The 21,190-nt window shown below is 41.9% G+C and carries 15 protein-coding genes; 7 read left to right on the forward strand and 8 right to left on the reverse strand.

The genetic code is table 11. From position 1 onward, the window contains the following. Positions 1 to 10 precede the first annotated feature (10 nt). Together AS141_RS23275 and AS141_RS23280 are read left to right on the forward strand one after the other, a co-directional pair. Positions 11 to 2,452, forward strand: a complete 2,442-nt coding sequence (locus tag AS141_RS23275; RefSeq protein WP_057940118.1) for an ABC transporter permease — start codon at positions 11 to 13, stop codon at positions 2,450 to 2,452. A 286-nt stretch (positions 2,453 to 2,738) separates the two neighbouring features. Then, a complete protein-coding gene (locus AS141_RS23280) occupies positions 2,739 to 5,102 on the forward strand; it encodes an ABC transporter permease (RefSeq protein WP_057940119.1) in 2,364 nt (787 codons plus the stop codon). Between the two features lie 33 nt (positions 5,103 to 5,135). Here AS141_RS23280 and AS141_RS23285 read toward each other — a convergent pair whose 3' ends face one another. From AS141_RS23285 to AS141_RS23295, 3 genes are all read right to left on the reverse strand, one after another. After that, positions 5,136 to 5,612 carry a DUF6644 family protein gene (locus AS141_RS23285; RefSeq protein WP_087149460.1) on the reverse strand — a complete coding sequence of 159 codons (477 nt, stop codon included), beginning with the start codon at positions 5,610 to 5,612 and terminating at the stop codon, positions 5,136 to 5,138. A gap of 2 nt (positions 5,613 to 5,614) precedes the next feature. Then, positions 5,615 to 5,968, reverse strand: a complete 354-nt coding sequence (locus tag AS141_RS23290) for a DUF6152 family protein (RefSeq protein ID WP_057940143.1) — start codon at positions 5,966 to 5,968, stop codon at positions 5,615 to 5,617. Between the two features lie 238 nt (positions 5,969 to 6,206). Then, complete coding sequence (locus tag AS141_RS23295) at positions 6,207 to 7,367, reverse strand: FG-GAP repeat domain-containing protein (protein WP_057940121.1); 1,161 nt, start codon at positions 7,365 to 7,367, stop codon at positions 6,207 to 6,209. A gap of 260 nt (positions 7,368 to 7,627) precedes the next feature. Here AS141_RS23295 and AS141_RS23305 point away from each other — a divergent pair, with 260 nt between their 5' ends. Beyond that, complete coding sequence (locus AS141_RS23305; RefSeq protein ID WP_057940123.1) at positions 7,628 to 10,006, forward strand: ABC transporter permease; 2,379 nt, start codon at positions 7,628 to 7,630, stop codon at positions 10,004 to 10,006. Between the two features lie 151 nt (positions 10,007 to 10,157). Next, positions 10,158 to 12,566 carry an ABC transporter permease gene (locus tag AS141_RS23310; protein WP_057940144.1) on the forward strand — a complete coding sequence of 803 codons (2,409 nt, stop codon included), beginning with the start codon at positions 10,158 to 10,160 and terminating at the stop codon, positions 12,564 to 12,566. A 306-nt stretch (positions 12,567 to 12,872) separates the two neighbouring features. On the opposite strand, the gene AS141_RS27315 is transcribed toward AS141_RS23310, so the two are convergent. Continuing rightward, positions 12,873 to 13,166 (reverse strand): zinc ribbon domain-containing protein, encoded by a 294-nt coding sequence (locus tag AS141_RS27315; RefSeq protein WP_082632402.1) that lies wholly within the window; start codon positions 13,164 to 13,166, stop codon positions 12,873 to 12,875. A 305-nt stretch (positions 13,167 to 13,471) separates the two neighbouring features. Between AS141_RS27315 and AS141_RS23320 the strand changes: the two genes are divergently transcribed. Beyond that, positions 13,472 to 14,413 carry a PD40 domain-containing protein gene (locus tag AS141_RS23320; RefSeq protein WP_057940125.1) on the forward strand — a complete coding sequence of 314 codons (942 nt, stop codon included), beginning with the start codon at positions 13,472 to 13,474 and terminating at the stop codon, positions 14,411 to 14,413. A gap of 87 nt (positions 14,414 to 14,500) precedes the next feature. Here AS141_RS23320 and AS141_RS23325 read toward each other — a convergent pair whose 3' ends face one another. Next, the gene (locus AS141_RS23325) at positions 14,501 to 15,100 is read right to left on the reverse strand and encodes an HD domain-containing protein (RefSeq protein ID WP_057940126.1); all 600 of its coding nucleotides are present in this window, start codon (positions 15,098 to 15,100) and stop codon (positions 14,501 to 14,503) included. Between the two features lie 198 nt (positions 15,101 to 15,298). Further along, positions 15,299 to 15,853 carry a hypothetical protein gene (locus AS141_RS23330; protein ID WP_057940127.1) on the reverse strand — a complete coding sequence of 185 codons (555 nt, stop codon included), beginning with the start codon at positions 15,851 to 15,853 and terminating at the stop codon, positions 15,299 to 15,301. Between the two features lie 628 nt (positions 15,854 to 16,481). On the opposite strand from AS141_RS23330, the gene AS141_RS26160 reads away from it, so the two are divergent. Next, positions 16,482 to 16,763, forward strand: a complete 282-nt coding sequence (locus AS141_RS26160; RefSeq protein ID WP_082632403.1) for a hypothetical protein — start codon at positions 16,482 to 16,484, stop codon at positions 16,761 to 16,763. A 123-nt stretch (positions 16,764 to 16,886) separates the two neighbouring features. Further along, positions 16,887 to 19,367: an ABC transporter permease gene (locus tag AS141_RS23340; RefSeq protein ID WP_232424994.1), complete on the forward strand. Its 2,481-nt coding sequence runs from the start codon at positions 16,887 to 16,889 to the stop codon at positions 19,365 to 19,367. A 216-nt stretch (positions 19,368 to 19,583) separates the two neighbouring features. On the opposite strand, the gene AS141_RS23345 is transcribed toward AS141_RS23340, so the two are convergent. Then, positions 19,584 to 20,306, reverse strand: a complete 723-nt coding sequence (locus AS141_RS23345) for a DUF4197 domain-containing protein (protein WP_082632404.1) — start codon at positions 20,304 to 20,306, stop codon at positions 19,584 to 19,586. A 250-nt stretch (positions 20,307 to 20,556) separates the two neighbouring features. Then, positions 20,557 to 21,114, reverse strand: a complete 558-nt coding sequence (gene purN, locus AS141_RS23350; protein ID WP_057940130.1) for a phosphoribosylglycinamide formyltransferase — start codon at positions 21,112 to 21,114, stop codon at positions 20,557 to 20,559. Positions 21,115 to 21,190 lie beyond the last annotated feature (76 nt).

The raw sequence follows: 21,190 nt of genomic DNA on the forward strand, positions 1-21,190 counted from the left end.
GATATTAAAAATGCTATACCACTACCTCAAAATTGCAATCCGGAATCTTTGGCGAAATAAGATGTTTTCGTTGATCAATATTCTAGGGCTGTCTATAGGAATGGCAGCCTGTCTTCTCATTTTCAGGTATGTGAATTTTGAACTGAGTTATGATGAGTTTCGTAAACCCACACTTTATCGCGTAACAAGCTCAGCATACCTGAACGGAGAGATGGTTGAGAATCGGGCCCAAACTGCTCCTGCACTTGCTCCCGCTATGGAAAGAGATATTCCCGAGGTAATTCAGGCAGCCAGATTAGTCCATACTGCACCATTAATGTCGGATCCCGTTATCCAAGTGGGTGACCGCAGTTTCCATGAGGAAAAGATTTACTATGCTGATTCCTCTTTTTTGGAGATGTTTTCGTACCGGATGGTGCAGGGCAACTCTGACAAGGCGCTTTCCAAGCCAGGCTACGTGGTGTTATCTGAATCAATGGCCAAGAAATATTTCCCCGATCTTGATAGGCTGTTGGGGCAATCTATCACTTTTTTTATGGGAGATCGGGGACAGATGCAGTTGGAAGTCAGTGGGATATTTGAGGATATTCCACACAATTCCCATCTTAAGACTGATTTTATCATCTCCTTCAATTCCATCCCCTGGAATCTTGAAGAAAACTGGGATTGGGGGAATTTTTATAATTATGTCGAAATTTTACCAGAAAGCGATCCTGGAGTTGTAAAGCGCAAGCTCTATGATATATTGGAAAAATACAGGGGAGAAACATTGGCCGAATTGCGAAAGGAGGGGTACAATCAGGAATTTGACCTTCAGCCCATCCGACAAATACATCTTGATTCAAATCTGGAAGCAGAAGCGGAAGTAAACGGAAGCCGTCGGACCGTCTCTTTTCTTACACTTATCGCATTTTTTATATTGATTATTGCCTGGATCAACTACCTGAACCTGACAACTGCCAAGGCAATGGAACGGGCCAAAGAGATTGGGATCAGAAAAGTGGTTGGGTCAAACAGAGCGCAATTGATCCTCCAATTTATGGCAGAATCTTTTTTGGTCAATTTGGTAGCAGCGGTACTGGCAATTGTGGTTTCACAGCTTTTGATGACTCCTTTTCAAACACTTACGTTGGGGTACTTTGCCCCGATATTTGATGCAGAGCTGGGAATAGGCATCATAGGCTTGTTTTTGCTAGGGACTTTTTTTTCCGGAATTTACCCGGCAGTGGCATTGTCGTATCAACCTGTTCAGATGATTAAGGGAAGTCTTCCAAACTTCGGAAAGGGAGCTTTGCTGAGAAAAGGACTGGTCGCTTTTCAGTTTGCCACTTCCATTGCTTTGATAGCAGGGACCCTAGGTGTACGAGAACAGTTGGTTTTTATGCAACAACAGGATATAGGGATGGATATAGATCAGATCCTTATCGTGAAAGGGCCGGGCAGCAAGGATTCTACTTATCAAAACCAATTGAACTTTTTTAAAAGCGAGGTGCAAAAGTTGCCCGCAGTGCAGCAAGTAAGTGTATCATCCAATATTCCGGGACAACAATTGGGCTGGGGTAGGGCCTTTTATCAACCTGCAAAAACAGAAAATAGAAAAAGCGTTAATATCGTCGCTGTGGATGAGGATTTTTTTGGATTATATGGTACTGAATTCTTGGCAGGCCGCAATTTTTCGCACGAGTTTTCTTCTGATCGCGGAGCCGTCATTTTTAATGAAACAGCCATTAGGCAGCTGGGATTCAATAGTCCTGAGGAAGCGGTCCAGCAAACGGTAATCTGGGATGAAGCGGACAATGATCAGCATCCGAAAGAAATTCTTGGGGTAATTCGGGATTTCAATCAGGAATCCCTGCACAAGGAAGTGGGACCTATGGTCTTTGCGCTGAAAGAATACCTGAATGCCCCATGGGCTGGGGAATATTATTCTCTCAAAATTGCATCTAGTGATTATCCAAAGGCATTAAAACAAATACAGAGCAGCTGGAACCAAGCGTTTCCGGGGAGCCCATTTGACTACTTTTTTCTTGATGATTATTTCAATAGCCAATATCAGTCTGACAGGCAGTTCGCAAAAATTTTCAGTCTGTTTGCCAGTTTGGCCATAGTGATTGCATGCTTGGGTCTTTTCGGCCTATCATCTTATATGACCTTGCAACGTACCAAAGAAATTGGGATACGAAAGGTTTTAGGAGCAACTGTCTTCTCTGTGGTGAGCATGCTTTCCAGGGATTTTCTCAAACTAGTGGGGGTAGTCAGTATAATTATCCTGCCTGTCATATACTTCTTTATGCAAAAATGGCTTAAAAACTTTGCCTATCAGATGGAAATCAGCTGGTGGATGCTGATTCTACCCGTGGTACTGGTCTGGTTTATGGCTCTGGTGACCGTTAGTTTTCAAACGGTTAAAACGGCACTGGAAAATCCTGTCAAGAGTCTGAGAAGTGAGTAGGGAGAGATAAATTATCCGGTACGGTAGATGGATTGCTTTACCTTGAAACTAACCCCATCCGCAAAAATGGAGGATCCGGCAATGGGAATTCCCCAGTAAATTTTGAATAAATCGCACGCCAACGAACGTTTTTGTTCGTAAAACACAGCATAGTAAAGTCAAATCCTTTGATTTGGCGATTGGGAGCATATTAATAGTGGTATGAATGTCGATAAGAAATAATGGAATGTTGGCAATAGGGCTGATTATAAACAGACCATTAGAAATTAATTAACCTACTCAGATTATGTGGCATAACTATTTTAAAATTGCCTGGAGAACAATAAAAAGTAGCCCAATTTACAGTCTGATCAATATTTTGGGCCTGGTATTGGGTATGAGCTGTAGTTTGATTATCGGGATCTGGGCTGTTCATGAAAAGAGTTTTAATGATTTTTTTCCCAACGAAGACCTTGTTTACAAAGTAAGAGTAAATGGTTCTTTTAATGGGGAATTACTAACTAATAACCTCACTCCGGCACCCTTGGCGGAAGTTTTAAAAAATGAAGTTCCACAAGTGGAGTACGCTGTGAAATATGCAGATTGGGGCCCACGGATTTTGATCAAAGACAGCAATACCTCCATTCGGGAAAGAGGGCTTTTCGCATCCGATGATTTTTTCAACATTTTTGCCGTGAAAGTTGTGGCTGGGGATCCGGTAAAGGCCCTTTTATCCAAGAATCAAGTAGTCATAACAGAAAGTACAGCCGACAAATTATTTGACAAACTTTCCCCATTGGGCGAGAGCCTTATGATGGAAGATAGTGATAGTCAACTGAAAGCTTATACTGTGGGGGCCGTCATTGAGGATCTACCCTCCAACAGTTCTATTCAGTTGGGATGGGTAATCAACTTCAAAGAAATAGAGCAACCTTGGATGCACTGGGGCAATACTTCCTATCAAACCTGGGTGAAAGTCAAACCCAATACCAATGTTGAGCATATGGTATCCATTGCCAAGAACATTTATCCCAAATACAGCGACTTCAAGGACAATTATCCTATTTTTCAACCCCTGTCAGATGTTCATCTATATGAAGAATATGAAAATGGGAAGGCAGTAGGTGGAAGAATAACATTAGTCAACAACCTTTCATTGGTAGGCTTCCTGATCCTACTGGTTTCCTGCATCAATTTTGTCAGCTTGACCACTGCCAGGGCCACTGCCAGAGGAAAAGAAATAGGCATCAGAAAAGTGATTGGCGCGGACAAGCAGACTTTATTTGCACAGTTTGTGAGTGAATCAATGCTAATTGCAACCCTATCCCTTTTCATCACAATCTTACTTACTGTCATCCTAGCCTTACCGCTTTTCAATAATTATTTGGCTACTCAACTGGCTTTAGAATGGGGTAGCTACAGATTTTGGGGACTTCTGGCTGCAATATGGATTTTGGCCACCTTAATGTCCTCATTATACCCATCAATTTTCATGGCAGGTTTACCTGTGTTTAATGCATTGAAGCAACAGGTGAAACCGGGATTGAGCGGAGTGTATTTTAGGAAAGGGCTGATTGTCTTTCAGTTTTGTATTACTGCACTTTTCATAGCAGGCATATTGGTGTTGTACAGCCAGCAGGAATATGTAAGACAAAAGAATTTAGGTCTGGATAGAGAAAATGTTCTCTATTTGCCATTGGAAGGCGATTTATATCAAAATTTAGAAGTTCTAAGGCAAGAAGTTCTGAAATCACCTTCAGTGGTATCGGCAACGGTGGCCACCCATTTACCCATCAATATTCAGGCAAATTCGGGTGATTTGGCTTGGCCTGGAAAGGATCCCGATTTGCAAACAAATGTGTCCGCAACTTGGGTTGGATTTGATTATGCCAAAACAATGGGGATATCCTTGGCAGCAGGCAGAGAATTTTCGCCCTTGTATGTGGGTGATTCTACCGCTTATTTGGTTAACCAGGCTGCTCTGGATATGATGGGTATGGAAGAGGATCCAATAGGAGCGGAAATTTCCTTCTGGAATGGTTCCGGTCCCATAATCGGTGTGATGGAAGACTTTCATCTTCAATCTTTACATACCCCTATCACTCCGTTGATCCTGGTCCTTGAGCCAGAGAATGCTTCATACCTTCTTGTAAGATCTACCAAAGGACAACTGCAACAAACCATAGCAGATTTGAAGGATATAACAGCACGGATCAATCCACAATATCCCTTTGACTATCATTTTTTGGATTCGGAATATGAACAACTATACCTTTCTGAACAAATGATCAGCCGTCTCATCCTCATTTTTGGGATAATATCAATTTTGATCTCCAGTCTCGGACTTCTTGGACTGGTGGCCTATACAGCGTCAAGAAGAATAAAAGAAATCGGAATCAGAAAAGTGCTAGGGGCTTCTGCTCTTGAGATTACCACGTTGCTTTCAAAAAGTTATCTTAGCCTGATCCTGCTAGGTTGGCTGTTAGCTATGCCTTTATCATGGATTATATTGAATGGCTGGTTGGATAATTTCGCTTATAAAATAGAACTGAGCTTGTGGTATTTTGCATTTGCGGGGATTCTCACACTAGGCATTGCTTTATTGACCGTTAGTTTCCAGTCCATTAAAGCCGCTCTTATGAATCCCGTGAAGAGTTTAAAAAGTGAGTAGGATTAGCAAAGATTCTAAATCCAAAAATTTGGTTCAGTATGCCAATAAACGCCCGCAAATGATAACAACAATCCAAACGGCCATGGAGACTAACGCGGGTATTTTAAAGTGTAAGGAAGGTCTGGAAGGATTTTCCAAGTCGAATTGACCTTTAAAAACAAATTTGTGAAATAAAAGAGCGTTTAGTGCCGCCACCATCAGCAATGCCATCTTTAACCAGAAGGTCGGGTCCAAACCCAGTGTTTTCGCATTGGTAATAAATAATAGTAATCCTGAAGGGATTACCAGGATTAATCCGCGCTGAGACCAAGGTAACAGATAATGCGACATTTCGACCACTGGCAGATTTTTGGAAAAACCCAATAGACGAAAATCAAATAAAACCGCAGCGCCCACTAGAAGGACAATACCCAGAATATGGATAATCTCCAATGCCGGATACATCCATAAAGATTGCCGGATTGCAGTCGCCCAAGTTGAATCCTCAAGCCAGTGAAGGTATTCCGACACGATTACCTAAGCTCGTACTTCTTCTTATTAACGTATATGGTTTCAGCTCGCATTTCTCCCTTTTTGGTTTTATGAGGGTAGGCAATAATTCTTACTGAAGTTCCTTTTTTGATCATTTCCGCAGATAGTCCGCGTGCTGTCATACGGCTTGCCGGAGCCAGAATGACTGTCCATGGTTCATTTTGATAGCTTGCCTTGGCTATCGTATGGGGATTCTCGAAAGTGGATTCTTCAATGGTGGATTCAAAGTCCAGAACTTTAGTCTGATCATAATTAGCCCAGCCATGATGTAGATATCCAAATGAGACACATAGAACAAATAGGAACAAGAGTGTGGTGTTTCTTAGATAGGTCATGATCATTTGGAGTTTGATACAACTTAAATTTAAAGAAAAATCCAGTTAAGTCATTTATAATCAGTATGTTTTAACGAAAAATAGTCTGATTGTTTTGTGGTATTTACCGATGGATACCAGAGGTGCTGGCGTTGGGAGTTTACACTTTTCCCCTCACCAACGTCAGCTTCACTGTCGTTTTCCTATAAGCCGTTACTTTTAGTTCACCAGATTAAGAAAAGACATTTAACCCAATCGGTCACTTCACTTTATTCCAATAGATCTTGAGGTTTTTGGTGGATCTGCCGGACGCGATCAGGTCCAGCCTACCGTCTCCATCCAAATCTGCAGCCTGTAAATCTTCACAGGCCATTCCTTTTTTGTCAATCCAGATTTCATCATATTCTGAGAACGAGCCGTTTTTGGGAATAAATAGTTTGATTCCGAATTCGCCTGCCTCATTTGGGAGCCGCCATCCCACTGCGATTTGATCCGATCCCAAACCCAGAAAATCTCCAACGGCAAGCGCATGGCCGTCTTTAAGTTGGGTATGAAGAATATTTCTTTTTATGTCCTGTGCGCGAAGATTTTGATCGAGACCTTCATATGCTACCAGTGTGGTTCCGTGCATCGGTTCGATGGTAGCCAGAAAATGACTTTCTCCAGATTCATTCCCTAACCGAAGTTCTCCCACACTTGGACCTGTGGGGAGGTTGATTTTTTCTTTTTCCCAAGAAGAATTTGAGTGAGTTAAGCGATTGACACCTTCTTTTCCTCCCAAAAGGATAGCATTATCTGTTTCTTTGCCGATCACATCCAAGTTATGGGTAAGATGCATACTTTGGTCAATTACCTTATAGCTCCAATCTTGGGAAGGGTTTTCGGGGAATTCATAGGCAATGACTTTTACCCCAGCTCCTTCGCCATTTGCATTTCCTCTGCCATGGAGCGGAACTACAATCAGATGAGCGGTATTGCCATTTTTTACCCAGCGCATTCTATGTGTTGTAGGTTCATGATGGAGTTGTATTGACGTCCATTTTTGCGTGGGATCATCTGGTCGGATAAGGTAAAACACTGCTCCAGACTTTTCGGTATCCGAAGTTTCACCCGGATTCCATTGTGCTCCTACAGCTACTTCTACTTTTCCATCCCCATCGATGTCCTGCGCTGCAATGCAGACATTGTCTGCCTCGGTGAGATTTTCTGCGATTACATGCTTTTTCCAGTCCCCGTTTTGGTACCAGACAAAGGTTTTTTTATCTGCCAAAAGGATATCCTTCTTGCCATCGCCGTCGACATCACCAATAGCAACTCCATAGCCAATGGATAGTTCAGAATCAAGAATCTGTGATTCAAAAACAGGTTCTTTCTGTGGTTGAAAGATTAGAAGCAGGTAGAAAATGTGGATAAAAAACATGGTTTTTTAAGGGTGTTACTCTTTAAATATAAGGGTTTTAGAAAGAAAATCGGAGGAATTGATTTTTTAAGGAAAAATGAAAACTGGATTGAAACCTAGCGTTAAACCAAGTGAAAATAAATCGACCGAGAGCGAACAAATTTGTTCGGAGTTTGATTTCCCTAAAATTAAAAAGGCCGGATTTGAACGATTATGGGCATTTTTTTATGGCATAATAGTGGGAATTAGCGAAGGGGATTCCCTGACCTCTATCCAAAGCCATGCTTCGAAACCACCTTAAAATTGCCTGGAGAAACATACAGAGAAACAAGGTTTTCTCATTTATCAATATCGGTGGACTATCGCTTGGTTTGGCTTGCTGTATGCTGATTCTTCTTTACGTGAAGGACGAAGCGAGCTTTGACAAATTCCAGGAAAATGGTGAAAATCTCTATCGGATTAAGGTCACCATGTCCAATGCTGAGGGTTCAAATACCATAGCAAGCACGAACGCTATTCATGGTCCTACATTCCAGGAGGAAATCCCCGAGATCACTGAGGTAATCCGTACCCAAAGTCAGCCTTTCGTTATGAGAAAAGGTGACGAACTGCTTAGCACCAATGTCCTGTTTGCGGATCCGGAATTTTTCGAGGTCTTTACCCTTCCCCTGCTGTATGGGGATCCAAGTGCCGTACTTTCTGATATTGGTTCTATTGTGATTACAGAGGGTATGGCGAAAACTTATTTCAACACAACTGATGCTGTTGGGAAAGTGATAGAGCTTAAGATCAAAGAGGAATTCAAACCGTTCACTGTATCGGGAGTGGCTAAAACCATTCCCCAAAATTCATCGCTTCAGTTCGATTCTGTAATCTCTTTTGCCTTCGAGGAGGTAAATGGCTGGACGGATACCGAATGGTTGGGGTTTTATATGAATACATTCGTCCAGCTGGATGAGCGGGCAAATTTGAAAGAAGTTACGGGGAAAATGAATAAGGTCTTTGAGCGCAATGTGGCGCAGGAACTGAAGGATTCTCCCGGTTTTGACAGCAAGATAAGTTTTGGACTGCAGCCTTTTATGGATATTCATCTGGATGCAGAAATCGGCAGCGGCAGAAATGGACTGGAGAAGGCCAGTAGCCCGGTATATTCTTACATATTATCTGGCATAGGATTGTTTTTATTGGTGATTGCCTGCATCAATTTTGTGAATCTGGCTGTGGCAAAGACTCTCAAGCGGGCCAAGGAAATCGGGATCAGAAAAGTAATCGGCAGCCACAGGAGACAGTTGATTTTACAGTTTCTCACCGAGTCCTATTTAATGACATTCATTGCTTTGGTGCTGGCATTTGTTATCACACAGCTTTCTCTTTCTGCATTCAATGAGCTAGCTGATAAGCAACTAGCGCTTTCTTATTTATTGGACTTTCAGTTGATTTCCCTTTTCGTTGTTTTGTTTGTAATCACTGGTATGGTGGCAGGATTTTATCCGGCTTTGGTGTTTTCAGGCTTTAGTCCATCGAAGAGTTTGTATAATCGGGCGAAGCTGTTGCAGCAGAACTTCCTGACCAAAGCCCTGGTCGTGTTTCAGTTCACGCTTTCTATTTGCCTGGTAGTTGGGACTATCGTGATTTTCAGTCAATTCAATTACCTGACTAAGGTAGATCTGGGTTACAACGATGATAATCTGATGAAACTAAGCGGTCTTCGCGGTATAAAAGGGGGCATAAATGGAATCAAACAGGAAATCCAGTCACTTCCAGGCGTAGAATCTGTGAGTGCATTTAACGGAAACTATAATGGAACCGGCGCCAAAGTAGGAAATGAGCAGATAGATTTTGGCTATATCGGCGTGGATGATAATTTCTTGGGTACCATGGAGATTACATTGATTGAGGGAAGAAATTTCTCCGTGGAGTACAGCACTGACCCCACCGATGCGATTGTAGTGAATGAGGCATTTTTGCACGAGTTGGGCTGGACTTCCGGGGTGGGGAAGGAGGTGAACTTTGAGTGGAAAAAAAAGAAGATGTACATCATCGGCGTAGTGGAAGACTATCATTATGCATCCCTGAAGGAGAAAATAGCGCCTCTTGTGATGACGCAAGATCCTAACTATGACCTGCAATCATTTTTCATCAAACTCAATCCAAACAACACTGCTGAGACAATCAAATCCATTGAAACAGTATTTAGAAAGTTCGTCCCCTATATGCCATTTTCCTACAGCTTTGAGGATCAGAATAATCTGATGAAATATGAGCGGGAGCAAAAGTGGAAGCAGATCACAACGATTGCAGCTATGCTCTCCATTTTCGTGTCTTGCATCGGACTGTTTGGTTTGGCAGCTTTCAATGCGGAGTCCAGAATCAAAGAAGTGGGTGTTCGCAAAGTTTTGGGAGCCTCTGTTGCAAGCATAGTAGCCTTGCTTTCTTCCGACTTTGTTAAACTAGTCCTGATCGCCATGTTGGCAGCATTTCCGATTGCATACTACGGAGCCCAAGTCTGGCTGGAGGAGTTTGCCTATCAGATTGATATCCAGTGGTGGTTCTTTGGCCTTGCGGGGTTCTTGGGAATAGCTGTTGCTATGCTGACTGTAGGATTTGAAGCGTTCAAAGCGGCATTGATGAATCCTGCGAAGAGTCTGAAGAGCGAGTGAAGATAGAGGAGAGTAACCAGTATCAAATAGCTAGGATTTAGGAGCCAAGATGTTAGAGCCAAGAAATAAGAGGCTAGACAAGAAATATTGAATGTAGAATATCGGATGATGATTAATGAAGATTTGGGGGGCCTTCCAACCTAATAAAACCATGCTAAAAAACTACCTGAAAATCGCCTTCAGAAATATTCGGAAAAACAAACTTTTCTCCTTTCTCAATATTGCCGGACTGTCTATAGGAATGGCAGTTTGTATTCTGATTATGCTATTTGTGAATTATGAGCGGGATTTTGATAGCGTTCACACGAAAAATATCTACCGTCTGGATGAGGTGCAAAAGTGGGAAGGAATGGTTGCTCCACAAAAAGTAGCGTTATCCATGTATCCTATGGGGCCGACATTGCTGGAAGAATTTCCTGAAATCACCAATTTCACCAGGGTAAGACGGGGAGGAGAGCTTAAGTTTAAGAACGAAGAAAAAGATGCTATACTCTCAGATACCTTTTGGGCAGATTCTTCCTTTTTTCAGCTATTTGATTTTAAACTTATAGAAGGAAACCGGGCTACTGCTTTGTCCGAGCCGTATAGTCTTGTGCTGACAAAGATAAATGCAGAGAAAATTTTCGGGGAAGAATCTCCTTTAGGTAAAACCCTCACACTTTCTGAGCAAGATACTATTTCCTATACTGTGACTGCTGTAATGGAAAATATCCCTGAAAACTCTCATCTGAAATTTGAGGGACTTACTTCTTTCAGTAGCTATGTAGGACCTGAGGCTATGGGAAACTGGGGTGGAAATTGGCTGACTACTTATCTGGAATTGGGTGAAAGAGCAGATATTGAGGTAATGGAATCAAAATTCCCTGCTTTTCTTATTTCCCATATGGGAGAAGAAAGGGCTGGAGGGTACGAGCTTTTCCTTCAGCCTTTAAGTGAAGTGCATGCCGGTTCTACAGACATCACCCATGATTATATCAACTATCAAAAATTTGACGGAGCATACACAAGTATATTTTTCTACATCGCACTAATCGTACTTTTCATCGCCGGGATCAATTTTGTGAATTTGTCTTCAGCCAAATCAGTAAGCCGTGCCATGGAGATCGGCGTGAGAAAAGCTTCTGGTGCTTCCAAGTCCCAATTGTACTTACAGTTTATCGGGGAATCAATTGTAATCAGTCTGATTGCGATGGTGCTGGCAGCAGTTTTTGTATCACTTGCCTTGCCTTTTCTGAACGAATTCAGTCAGCGGCAGCTTGAGTTTCCTTTATTCAGTAATCCTCTTTTCTTTGTGTCTATGCTGTTGGGAGCTATGTTAGTTGGAACACTTTCTGGTTTGTACCCTGCTCTTTACCTTTCTAGTTTTAATCCGGTGAAAGTCTTAAAAGGCTCTCCGGTGACTGGAAAAAGAAAAGCTGATTTTAGAAATGTGCTGGTAGTAGTACAGTTTAGCTGTGCTATTTTTCTGATTATTTCAACCCTGTTTGCTTCACGTCAAGTGAGATTTATGCAAGAAAAAGACCTTGGCTTTACCCATGAGCAAATTATCACTATCCCTTTTGGTGGACGCTATACCGATCGTTATGAAACTTTGAAGCAAGCATTGCTTGAAAGTTCGCAGGTGGAGGAAGTAACCGCCTCCGGGCAGCGACTGGGAAATAACCTACATCAGACAGGCATTACTTTTCATGGAGCTGGACCAGCAGTAGATCTGGCTACCTCCCAAGTGGTAGTGGATCCTGATTTTTTGGATGTATATGAGATAGAATTGATAGCTGGAAGGAACTTTAACGACAGCGAAGCGGATAACGGGAACACCTATTTGATCAATGAATCTCTTGCCAATGAGCTGATTCAAAAGGATGGAGAAGGGAAGGACATAGAATCATTAATTGGTTCTCAGTTTGGGTTTAACGGAATGGATTCGGCAGGAAGATTAGTGGGGGTGGTCAGGGATTTCAACTTCAATTCCCTTCACCACAAAATAGAAACGCTGACAATTTTTAATCAACGTAATTGGGGATTTGAGGAGCTGTCTGTCAAAATAAGCGGTGAGAATGTAACTGAAGCACTTGCCCAAATCGAGTCCATCTGGAATTCTCAGATCCCTGAACGGGAATTTGAATATCAGTTTCTCGATGATCACTTTGCGGAATTGTATAGAGCTGACCGAACTGTAAATAGCATTGTGGGCATGTTGACGGGGCTTTCAATTTTGATTTCCTGTCTTGGTCTTTTCGGTCTGGTGTCATTCACTTTGGAGCAGCGGGTGAAAGAAATCGGAATTCGTAAGGTTTTGGGTGCTTCCGTGACGACTGTGGTCGCAATCCTTTCCAAGGACTTTATCAAGCTGGTTTTGGTTGCTATTGTAATTGCAGTTCCGGTCTCCAGGTATGTGGTGAATCAGTGGATTCAGGATTTTGCGTACCGTATCGCTATTGAATGGTGGGTTTTTGCAGTTTCAGGTTTGGTGGCAATCCTGATTGCCTTGGCGACGGTAAGTTCGCAGGCGTTCAAAGCAGCACTGATGAATCCTGTGAAGAGCCTGAAGAGTGAGTGATAAGAGTACAAAGTATCTGGTATCAAGTAGCTAGAACCGAGAACTATGAACCAAGAGATAAGAGTCCAGAATCTAGAGAAAACCTTACCACATTACAACCTTTCAACTTTCTAACCCTTAATCTTTCAACTTTTCAACCTTCCAACCTAATAAACCCATGCTCAAAAATTACCTGAATATTGCTTTTCGACATTTGTGGAAGGATAGGCTTTATTCGCTGATAAATATTGTCGGACTTGCAGCAGCTACCCTATGTCTAATCCTTGCTGTGGTCTATTGGAATGATGAGCATAGTTTTGATGGCTTTCATGCCAACAATCCAAATCTATACAGAGTTACCACCACGTTCATAGATAAGAAAGGTGCTGATCCAAAAATAGTAGGAGTAACAGCCTTTATACCTTGGGTTAAGATGTTCTCCTTTGCCGCATTGACATCCCTGTCATGGATTTCACCACAAGATCCACAGACCCACTCCCTTATGGAAAGGGTCAAGTCCTGTTTTATCCATCCACAGGCTGAACAGCTTTTGCTTGATGGGAACCACCGGTCGATTTTAACAAATGGCCTGTCGTTCCAATTGGCCTTATATTCAAGCATACGGGGAGAGCTTATGAACCCTGAGCCTGAAGAGTAACCCAAGTAAAGTGTTTTCCGAATCTTATGATCCTTAAAGTAATTTACTGGCAGAAAGGCGGATAATCAAAAAATAAAGTATCCAATGCCAGAATTTCAATTATCAACATGCGCATTAAAATAAGCCAAACTTCAATTCCATAAGTAGTGTGGAAGCAGCAATAACCTGTTTTTACCCAATATCAAGGTGATAGGATCAAGAAAAATAAACCTATAATCAATATCTTTAGTCCATTCATTTATCCAAAACAGTTTTATGGGAAAATTTTATGGAAAAATTCTACTTTCTTATCCTATTCCTTTTCGTACCAATGGTTCTATTTGCCCAGGAACCTGGACAGGTTAGTCTATTTGACAAGGAATTAAATCGTTTTTTGAACGTCAGGGATTTTACGGTTTCAACAGACGGTCAGGAAGCCTATTTTACTATCCAGAGTCCAGCCCAGGATATCTCTCAGCTAGTGAAAATCGTCAAGGAAAACGGAGAGTGGTCAGAGCCTGAATTGCTGTTGTTTGGCGATCCGTACATGTATATGGAGCCTTATTTGACCCATGATGGACTTAGGCTTTTTTTTGCTTCTGACAGGCCGCTATTGGATTCTGATTCGGAGGGAAAAGATTTTGATATTTGGTATCTGGAACGTCAGGACAAAGCTGCTGGGTGGTCAACTCCTATCAACCTAGGCCAGCCTGTCAACTCTGAGTTGGATGAATTTTTTCCAACACTAGCCGAAAACAATAACCTATATTTTACCTTGGATTCGCCTGAGGGATTGGGCAAGGACGATATCTACCGGAGTGTATGGGAAAATGGAAGTTATTTGGCTCCTGAGTTATTATCCGACAGCATCAACAGCAATGGCTATGAATTCAATGCTTTTATCTCTCGAAGGGAAGAATTTATTCTTTTCACTAAATACAATGAAGAAGGGGGAATGGGGAGCGGGGACTTATATCTGTCCCAAAGGAAGCCGAATGGAGAATGGGAAAAGGCAAGGAATCTGGGAATGCCCATCAACACTAAGTACATGGAATATTGCCCTTTTTACGATGAGGAAAATGGAATTCTCTATTTTACCAGTAGAAGGAACATGTTGGTTTCTAAAGAATTTCGGGATCTTGCAGATTTTGAGCAAACTGTCAATGAAGGTGAAAATGGTTTGAGTAAACTCTATCAGGTAAAACTGTCGATTAGGGCATTGCGCCAGTGAGAATGAAGCTAGGTATGTGAATCAACCAGCTATGCTCCGTACCCACTGTTGAGCTTGATTTCCTTTATGATTGCAGTGGAGCTTGGGTCAGTCCTCAGGTTTTATCAAAATGCCTTTGTCCACACTTTCGTTGATTAACTTCTCAGCATAGTCCCAAATAGCAGAAGAACCCTCTTTTATTGCCTTTTTTTTGTTATACACTTGTTGATAGGGCACATTGAATTCCGCCCAGGTCCCACCATTATTTGAGGTGTTTTGTAACAAAGGCTCAAACCTATCCATTGCTTTTGCGAACTTGGCATCGTCTGTCACGCCTTCTTCAAATTCTTCCCAGATCGCAACAAACTCTTCGGCTTGTGCCGCCGGTAAAAGTCCAAAAATACGCTTCGCTGCGAGAAGTTCTTCTTCTGTATTGGTGTGGTTTTTTGTAGAATCGTAGATAAATGTATCTCCTGCATCAATTTCTACGATGTCGTGGATTAGGACCATTTTTACCACTTTGAGAACATCAATTGGCTTGTCTGAATGCGATGCCAACACAATGGCCATCATGGCTAAATGCCAGCTATGTTCAGCGTCGTTTTCGTGTCGGTCACTGTTGAATAGCCTGGTCTTTCGCTGGATGTATTTTAGCTTGTCAATTTCTTTGATGAAAGCTACTTGTCTTAATAAATCGTCAATCTGCATTTTTTTATAAGTTGTTGAAGAATTTTTAGGTTCCGTGATGTCTTTTAGAATCGATGCAAGTGGTATTCAGTACCTTGAGAATTTACGTTAACTATGTACTCAAGGATTCTTTATGGAGCACAGTCAGGAATTCTTCAACTGCAACCCGCTCAAACAGTAGATGTGTAGAGTTTTTGGATCAAGCTAACTGATATGGATTCAACCTTGGATGAGTTGTTTAGCTTTACTTTCAGAACCTTCGTTTCTCCATTCAATTTGTATAGTCCCGTCGTAATAATTGATAGTAAGTCTATTCACATTCCCTTCCCATATAATAGTCTCGTTGGAATAGGACTCTGTTGGAGAACCGAATTTTTTGGTGAAATAGGTGATAAAGTCGTTAACCCCACTTTCCATATTGGGTATATCCCGCTTGTTAAAAGTCCATCTGCATTTGTATAAGCTGCCGGACAAATAGGTTAATCTCAGATCGTGAGCTTCTTGCCCGTTTACTATCCTTAAAGGAAAGCCTTGGTAGATTCCCTCCTGAATTCCTGCATCTAAATTCCTTTTTACACTTTCTGCCAGCCATTGATTGTTCTGATAGATTGATTCTTTGCCTGTGATTAATTGAAGTTCACTTTTCAAGCTCTCAAGAGTAGAAGCTAGCTGAAGTCCATTGATACTAGTTGCATCATCTATTTCTTCTTGAGCCAATAGGGAAGGGCTGATAAGTAGCAAAAGGTAAAAAAGTGAGTTTTTTAAAATTTGCATTGAAAAGAATTATAGGTTTTTATTGGAATTTAAATTGTCTAGAACGGTGCCAGTGGTTACTCTTTTATTATCAGAAAAATTGGTGAAATCTTTTTCAGATGCAAGTTATGGGATAAAATAAATAGAGAGAAGGATTCGGCCATGAAAGCAAACCGCATTTTACGCTGTGGAGGGTCTGCCAAAACCAAATTTAATGGTTTCAGCTATTCGTTATCGAATGCTAGACAAAATAGGAGGCTGAGGATGTTTTATCGCTGAAAATGGCGACCTAATATGCTGTGGGATATTCGGCTATGAGGTAGGAGAGTAGTGTCAAAAATAGTCTGTCCATCTTTTTATGATTTGCTACTTAGTTGCTATGGTGTTGACTTTGCCCACTGGCGGACAAAATTGTTCGGTGGATTTGTTTTTGTAAGTGGCTTATATGTCAAATCAAGCCAATTTGAGGGGGTGCGAATGGCATGGAAGTAGAAGAGAATCAAAAGCAAAGAATCAAGAGCAAAGAGCCAAGGTTTAAGATAATAATATTTAAACCCCTTCGATCCCAATAGCTATGTGGGACGCTCAGGGTGACACTTCAGAACCACAATAAATGCATCAATAAATACACACGTAAACATCCAAACCCATGAGTCACATCGCCATTCCAATCCCAAACCTTCCTGGAAAACAAAACATCGATATCCAGGTGATCATCAACAATGAGGTGAAATCTCTTCATTACAAAGTGGAGCTTCTCTACTGGGATGATTGTGAGAACCCTACTGCGCATCGCGCAGATTGTATCTCCGAGATGCTGACCAAACACGATCCAAGCTGGACAGTGTATTATATCGGAGCCCCGACGGATAAATTTGTGCCCATCACCTTTGTGGACAGAGAGAGCAAGAAGTGGATGCAGGTTAGGTGATACTTCGACTTCGTTCAGTACTAGTTTACGATTAGTGATTGGGGATTTTGTCATTGCGAACTACGAAGGAGTGCGGAAATCTCTTTTTGATATTCCGACAAAGCAGGGCAAAATCGAATGTTGATGTCGAAATACCTACCCCTAACAACAGGGAATAGCATCTTTCAACTTTACAATTTTATCAAAATGTGGCGGAATAACCTCAAACTATCTCTAAGGAATCTTCTCAAGCACAAGTCACTGACAGTGATAAATGTGCTTGGAATGGCAGTTGGTCTGGCAGCATGCTTGCTGATTGGGCTTTTTATTTTTGATGAATTGTCTTATGACAAGCACATCAAAGATGGAGAACGGATATACCGTGTAGCTCTGGAAACGGCAGAATCTAGGTGGGCAGGCAGTCCTGGGCCACTTGCAGAAGGTTTGAGAAATGACTTTGCGGAAGTGGAAAACGCTACCCGGATCATGAAGTTTCCCGAACTTGACCAGATGCTATTGAAGAGTGAAAGCAGTGGCGAGGCAACACAGTTTTATGAAACAAAAGGATATTATGTGGACTCTACTTTCTTTGAGGTTTTTAACTACGAGTTTCTATCCGGACATTCTTTAAGTGCGCTGGGATCGCCCAATTCTGTGATTCTTTCCGCATCGCTTGCCAAAAAGTTTTTTGGTGAGGCTAACCCAGTGAATCAATCCCTTACGATTGGTTTGCCTTTTGGGGACTTTGATTATACCATTACAGGTGTATTTGAGGATACAGGGGTAAAGTCTCATATAGATGCGAATTTTTTCCTATCCATGCAAAACGATGATATTGGAAATGCGGTGAAAGGAATGACCAACTGGGCGACTAATAACATTTTCTATACTTATGTGAAGCTTCATCCGGCGGCAGATATTGAGTCTTTTGAGAAGAAACTTATTCCGTTTTTTGAACGTCATGGGGCAGAAGATTTGAAAGCCATGGGAGGTTTCAGCAAAAATCTTTTCCTTCAACCCTTGGAGGATATTTATCTGGAATCCAATATAGACTATGAGTTGGGAACCACCGGAAACAAAATGACGCTGTTTGTCTTCGGATCGGTGGCTGTGTTTATCCTCCTGATCGCCTGTATCAATTTTATGAATTTGGCAACAGCCAGATCCGAAAAGCGATCGAAGGAAGTTGGGATTAGGAAACTGTTGGGAGCAAATAAAAGCGGATTGGTACGGCAGTTTTTGGGAGAATCTATGATAATTTCCTTGCTGGGATTACTAGTGGCTTTCCTGGTTGCTTCACTTTTGATGCCTTATTTCAATCAATTGACTGGTAAAGAGTTGGGTCTGTATCAACGGACTTTACCTTTACTGATGATTTTCTTGCTGGCAATCGTGGCAGGTTTGCTTGCTGGAACCTATCCGGCATTTTTTCTCTCAGCCTTTACTCCTAGCACTGTACTGAAAGGAAAATTCAAAGGCAGATTATCCGGATTTTCGCTCCGCCAAGTCCTGGTAGTTTTCCAGTTTGCTATTTCAGCCTGCTTGATTTTGATGGTTTTTGTGATCAAGCACCAACTGGATTTTGTCCAAAATCAGGATTTGGGATTCAAAAAAAATCAGCAATTGATTCTTCCCCTCAAAAGTGAAGATGCTGTAGCCAAGTACGAGGTGCTAAAAGCTAGTCTACTGCAGAATCCAAACGTGAAATCAGTTACGCTGGCGTCCACTTATCCCGGTATAGAAAGTATAGAGGATATGATGTACTATGCAGAGGGCAAAACAGTGGAGGATGTTGTAAACATCACCAATGCATATGTCGGGGATGATTTCGTAGAAACACTTGGATTTCAGATGCTGGAGGGAAGGACATTTACCGAGAAGTACACCTCAGAATACCCAATGATGATTTTAAACGAATCAGCAGTTAGGTCTCTGGGCTATGAAGTAGCTGATGCTGTAGGAAAGAAGGTTCACTTCGAATGGAGAGGGAAGTTGAGTACGTTGGAAATAGTAGGTGTGGTGAAGGATTTTAATTACCAAAGCCTTCATACGAAGATTAATCCTTACGCTTTTATTAAGGAAAACCGGGGAGGATATTTGATCGCAAATTTCGAAGGAAGTGGTACAAACGAAGTTATGGTAAGTGCAGAGGCCAGTTGGGATAAACTCAATATTTCAGATCCTTTTGTCTATTCGTTTTTGGATCAGGACTTTCAGCGTAATTATGAGAAGGAAGAGCGTGTGGCTAACGTTATTATAGGATTTGCCTTACTGGCGATCTTTATTGCCTGCCTAGGTCTGTATGGATTGACGGCCTTTATGACCGAGCAACGAACTAAGGAAATTGGCATTCGTAAGACGATGGGAGCGACTGATTGGAGCATTGTAGCTTTGCTTTCTAAGGATTTCGGCAAGACCGTTTTATTGGCAATTCTGATCTCTGTTCCAATAAGTTTATACTTGTCAAAAGCCTGGCTGGAGAATTTCGCCTACAAAATCGAACTGCAATGGTGGTACTTTGTCGTCACAGGCTTAGTAGCCCTATTGATAGCAATGCTCACCGTAAGTTTCCAGTCTGTCCGTACGGCACTGATGAATCCGGTGGAAAGTTTGAAAAGCGAGTGAGGGAATGAAAGTAGTTAGAATCAAGATCCGGGAGCCAAGAAGCAAGATACTACCGCTTTTATAGCTCAAAGAATGGTTTGGTAGTGGTCTGTGACACAGACCACGGCAGTGGCAGCTGAAGGCCTGAATTATCAAAGCCCAGCCCGGTGGGCTGGGTGAAAATAGTCAGAAGCATACTTCAAGCTCTGAAAGAGCAGTCTAAAATCCTGAAGATGCTTACTTATCCGCCTGCTTGGCATAGCCAAATACCTTTTGGAGTAAAGGGGATGAGCGGGAAGAGATATCTTCACGTATTTTCAGTTCCTCTTTGGCTATTTCTACAAATAGTCCGTCAATCGCCTTTCTGGTCACATAAGCAGTAAGGTCGGTGTCTACTTTTTTCACGAAAGGAACCTTGTTGTATTGGGTCATTACATCCTCCCAGTATTTTGTGGCATCGGTTTTCTTCAGACTACCATCTATGATGGGGGAGAATTTCTCCGTAAGGGCAGGAGACGTGGTGGTATTGAAGTAACTAGTAGCAGCATTGTCTTCTCCCAAAAGGATGTTTTTCACATCAGCTATACTCATTTGCTTGATCGCATCTGTAAAGATAGGCTTGGCTTCTATAGCTGCATCTTCGGCAGCACGGTTGAGGCCGGTGATCGCCTGATCTACCATATTGCCCAATCCCATCGAGCGTAGGGTTTTTTCTACGTTTCTAGCTTCTTCGGGAAAAAGGATTTTGACATCGAGATTTCCTAGATACCCATCTTTTGCTCCCAGGCGTTCTGCGCTGATTCCTGTGGCTTTTTCCAACGCTTCTTTTAGACCAGAGTTGATCTCAGTGTTACTGGGAAGCTTGATTGCCTGACCAAAGGAAGCAGTAATGGTAGTGAAAGAAGCAAGAGTGACTAAGAAGAAAATAAAATAGGAGGTAATGGGAGATTTATAAATCATTGGATAGTTTTTAGAGGCGTCAATATTCAAATTGTATAAATACCAATCTGAGGTTAAGTTTACAAACGTATTGATTTGTGATTCATTTTTAATTCATCGAGGGCTCTCGCACAAGTGTGCAGAAAAGACTGCTGATTTTCGTGGATTATACTGGTCAATATCTCTTTTTTGATCTTCGGTTAAAAGTTTTAGTTCGCAACAATTCTGCGCAATTAGATACTGGTATTTTTAGAAAGAGTTGTAATAAGTTTCATAACAAGCCTTCAATTACTTCAGGAAAATGCTTGTGCTCTAAAGCATGTACTTTCTCGGCTATGGTTTCCGGGGTGTCTTCCGGGGTAAGTGGGGTAGAAGCCTGGAAAACTATTCTTCCTTCGTCATAATTCTCATTGACCAGATGTATGGTGATGCCGGTCTCAGTATCGCCGGCAGCTTTTACAGCTTCGTGGACAAAACTTCCATACATGCCTTTTCCTCCATATTTAGGAAGAAGTGCCGGATGTATATTCACCATTCTATCAGGAAAATCCCGCGTTAGATCTACTGGAATTTTCAAGAGGAAACCTGCTAAAATCACCCAATCGATGTTCTCTTCCCGGAGCTTTTCTAGTAAGACTCCTGCATCCATTTCCTTTCTTGAGAAAATGAAGGTAGGAACATCGAATTTCTTTGCCCGCTCCAGTACAAAAGCTTCGGGCTTGTTGGAGGCAACCAGCACAATTTGTGCTTTATCCGAATTCTGGAAATGAGCCATGATTTTTTCGGCATTGCTACCGCTTCCGGAGGCTAAGATTGCGAGGCGTTTCAAAATGTTTGATTGGTTTAATCTGGTACGAAATTAAGGGAAATCTCCCGTAAAGATGGGTAGTTTTTGAGGGTTTTAT

The sequence above is a fragment of the Algoriphagus resistens genome (genome assembly GCF_001442615.1).
Taxonomy (GTDB): Bacteria; Bacteroidota; Bacteroidia; order Cytophagales; family Cyclobacteriaceae; genus Algoriphagus; species Algoriphagus resistens.

Bases quoted from the DNA above. Each gene is read 5' to 3' on its own strand.
- AS141_RS23275 (WP_057940118.1), top strand. From the start codon at position 11: ATGCTATACCACTACCTCAAAATTGCAATCCGGAATCTTTGGCGAAAT.
- AS141_RS23280 (WP_057940119.1), top strand. From the start codon at position 2,739: ATGTGGCATAACTATTTTAAAATTGCCTGGAGAACAATAAAAAGTAGC.
- AS141_RS23290 (WP_057940143.1), bottom strand. From the start codon at position 5,968: ATGACCTATCTAAGAAACACCACACTCTTGTTCCTATTTGTTCTATGT.
- AS141_RS23295 (WP_057940121.1), bottom strand. From the start codon at position 7,367: ATGTTTTTTATCCACATTTTCTACCTGCTTCTAATCTTTCAACCACAG.
- AS141_RS23305 (WP_057940123.1), top strand. From the start codon at position 7,628: ATGCTTCGAAACCACCTTAAAATTGCCTGGAGAAACATACAGAGAAAC.
- AS141_RS23310 (WP_057940144.1), top strand. From the start codon at position 10,158: ATGCTAAAAAACTACCTGAAAATCGCCTTCAGAAATATTCGGAAAAAC.
- AS141_RS27315 (WP_082632402.1), bottom strand. From the start codon at position 13,166: ATGCTTGAATATAAGGCCAATTGGAACGACAGGCCATTTGTTAAAATC.
- AS141_RS23320 (WP_057940125.1), top strand. From the start codon at position 13,472: ATGGAAAAATTCTACTTTCTTATCCTATTCCTTTTCGTACCAATGGTT.
- AS141_RS23325 (WP_057940126.1), bottom strand. From the start codon at position 15,100: ATGCAGATTGACGATTTATTAAGACAAGTAGCTTTCATCAAAGAAATT.
- AS141_RS23330 (WP_057940127.1), bottom strand. From the start codon at position 15,853: ATGCAAATTTTAAAAAACTCACTTTTTTACCTTTTGCTACTTATCAGC.
- AS141_RS26160 (WP_082632403.1), top strand. From the start codon at position 16,482: ATGAGTCACATCGCCATTCCAATCCCAAACCTTCCTGGAAAACAAAAC.
- AS141_RS23340 (WP_232424994.1), top strand. From the start codon at position 16,887: ATGTCGAAATACCTACCCCTAACAACAGGGAATAGCATCTTTCAACTT.
- AS141_RS23345 (WP_082632404.1), bottom strand. From the start codon at position 20,306: ATGATTTATAAATCTCCCATTACCTCCTATTTTATTTTCTTCTTAGTC.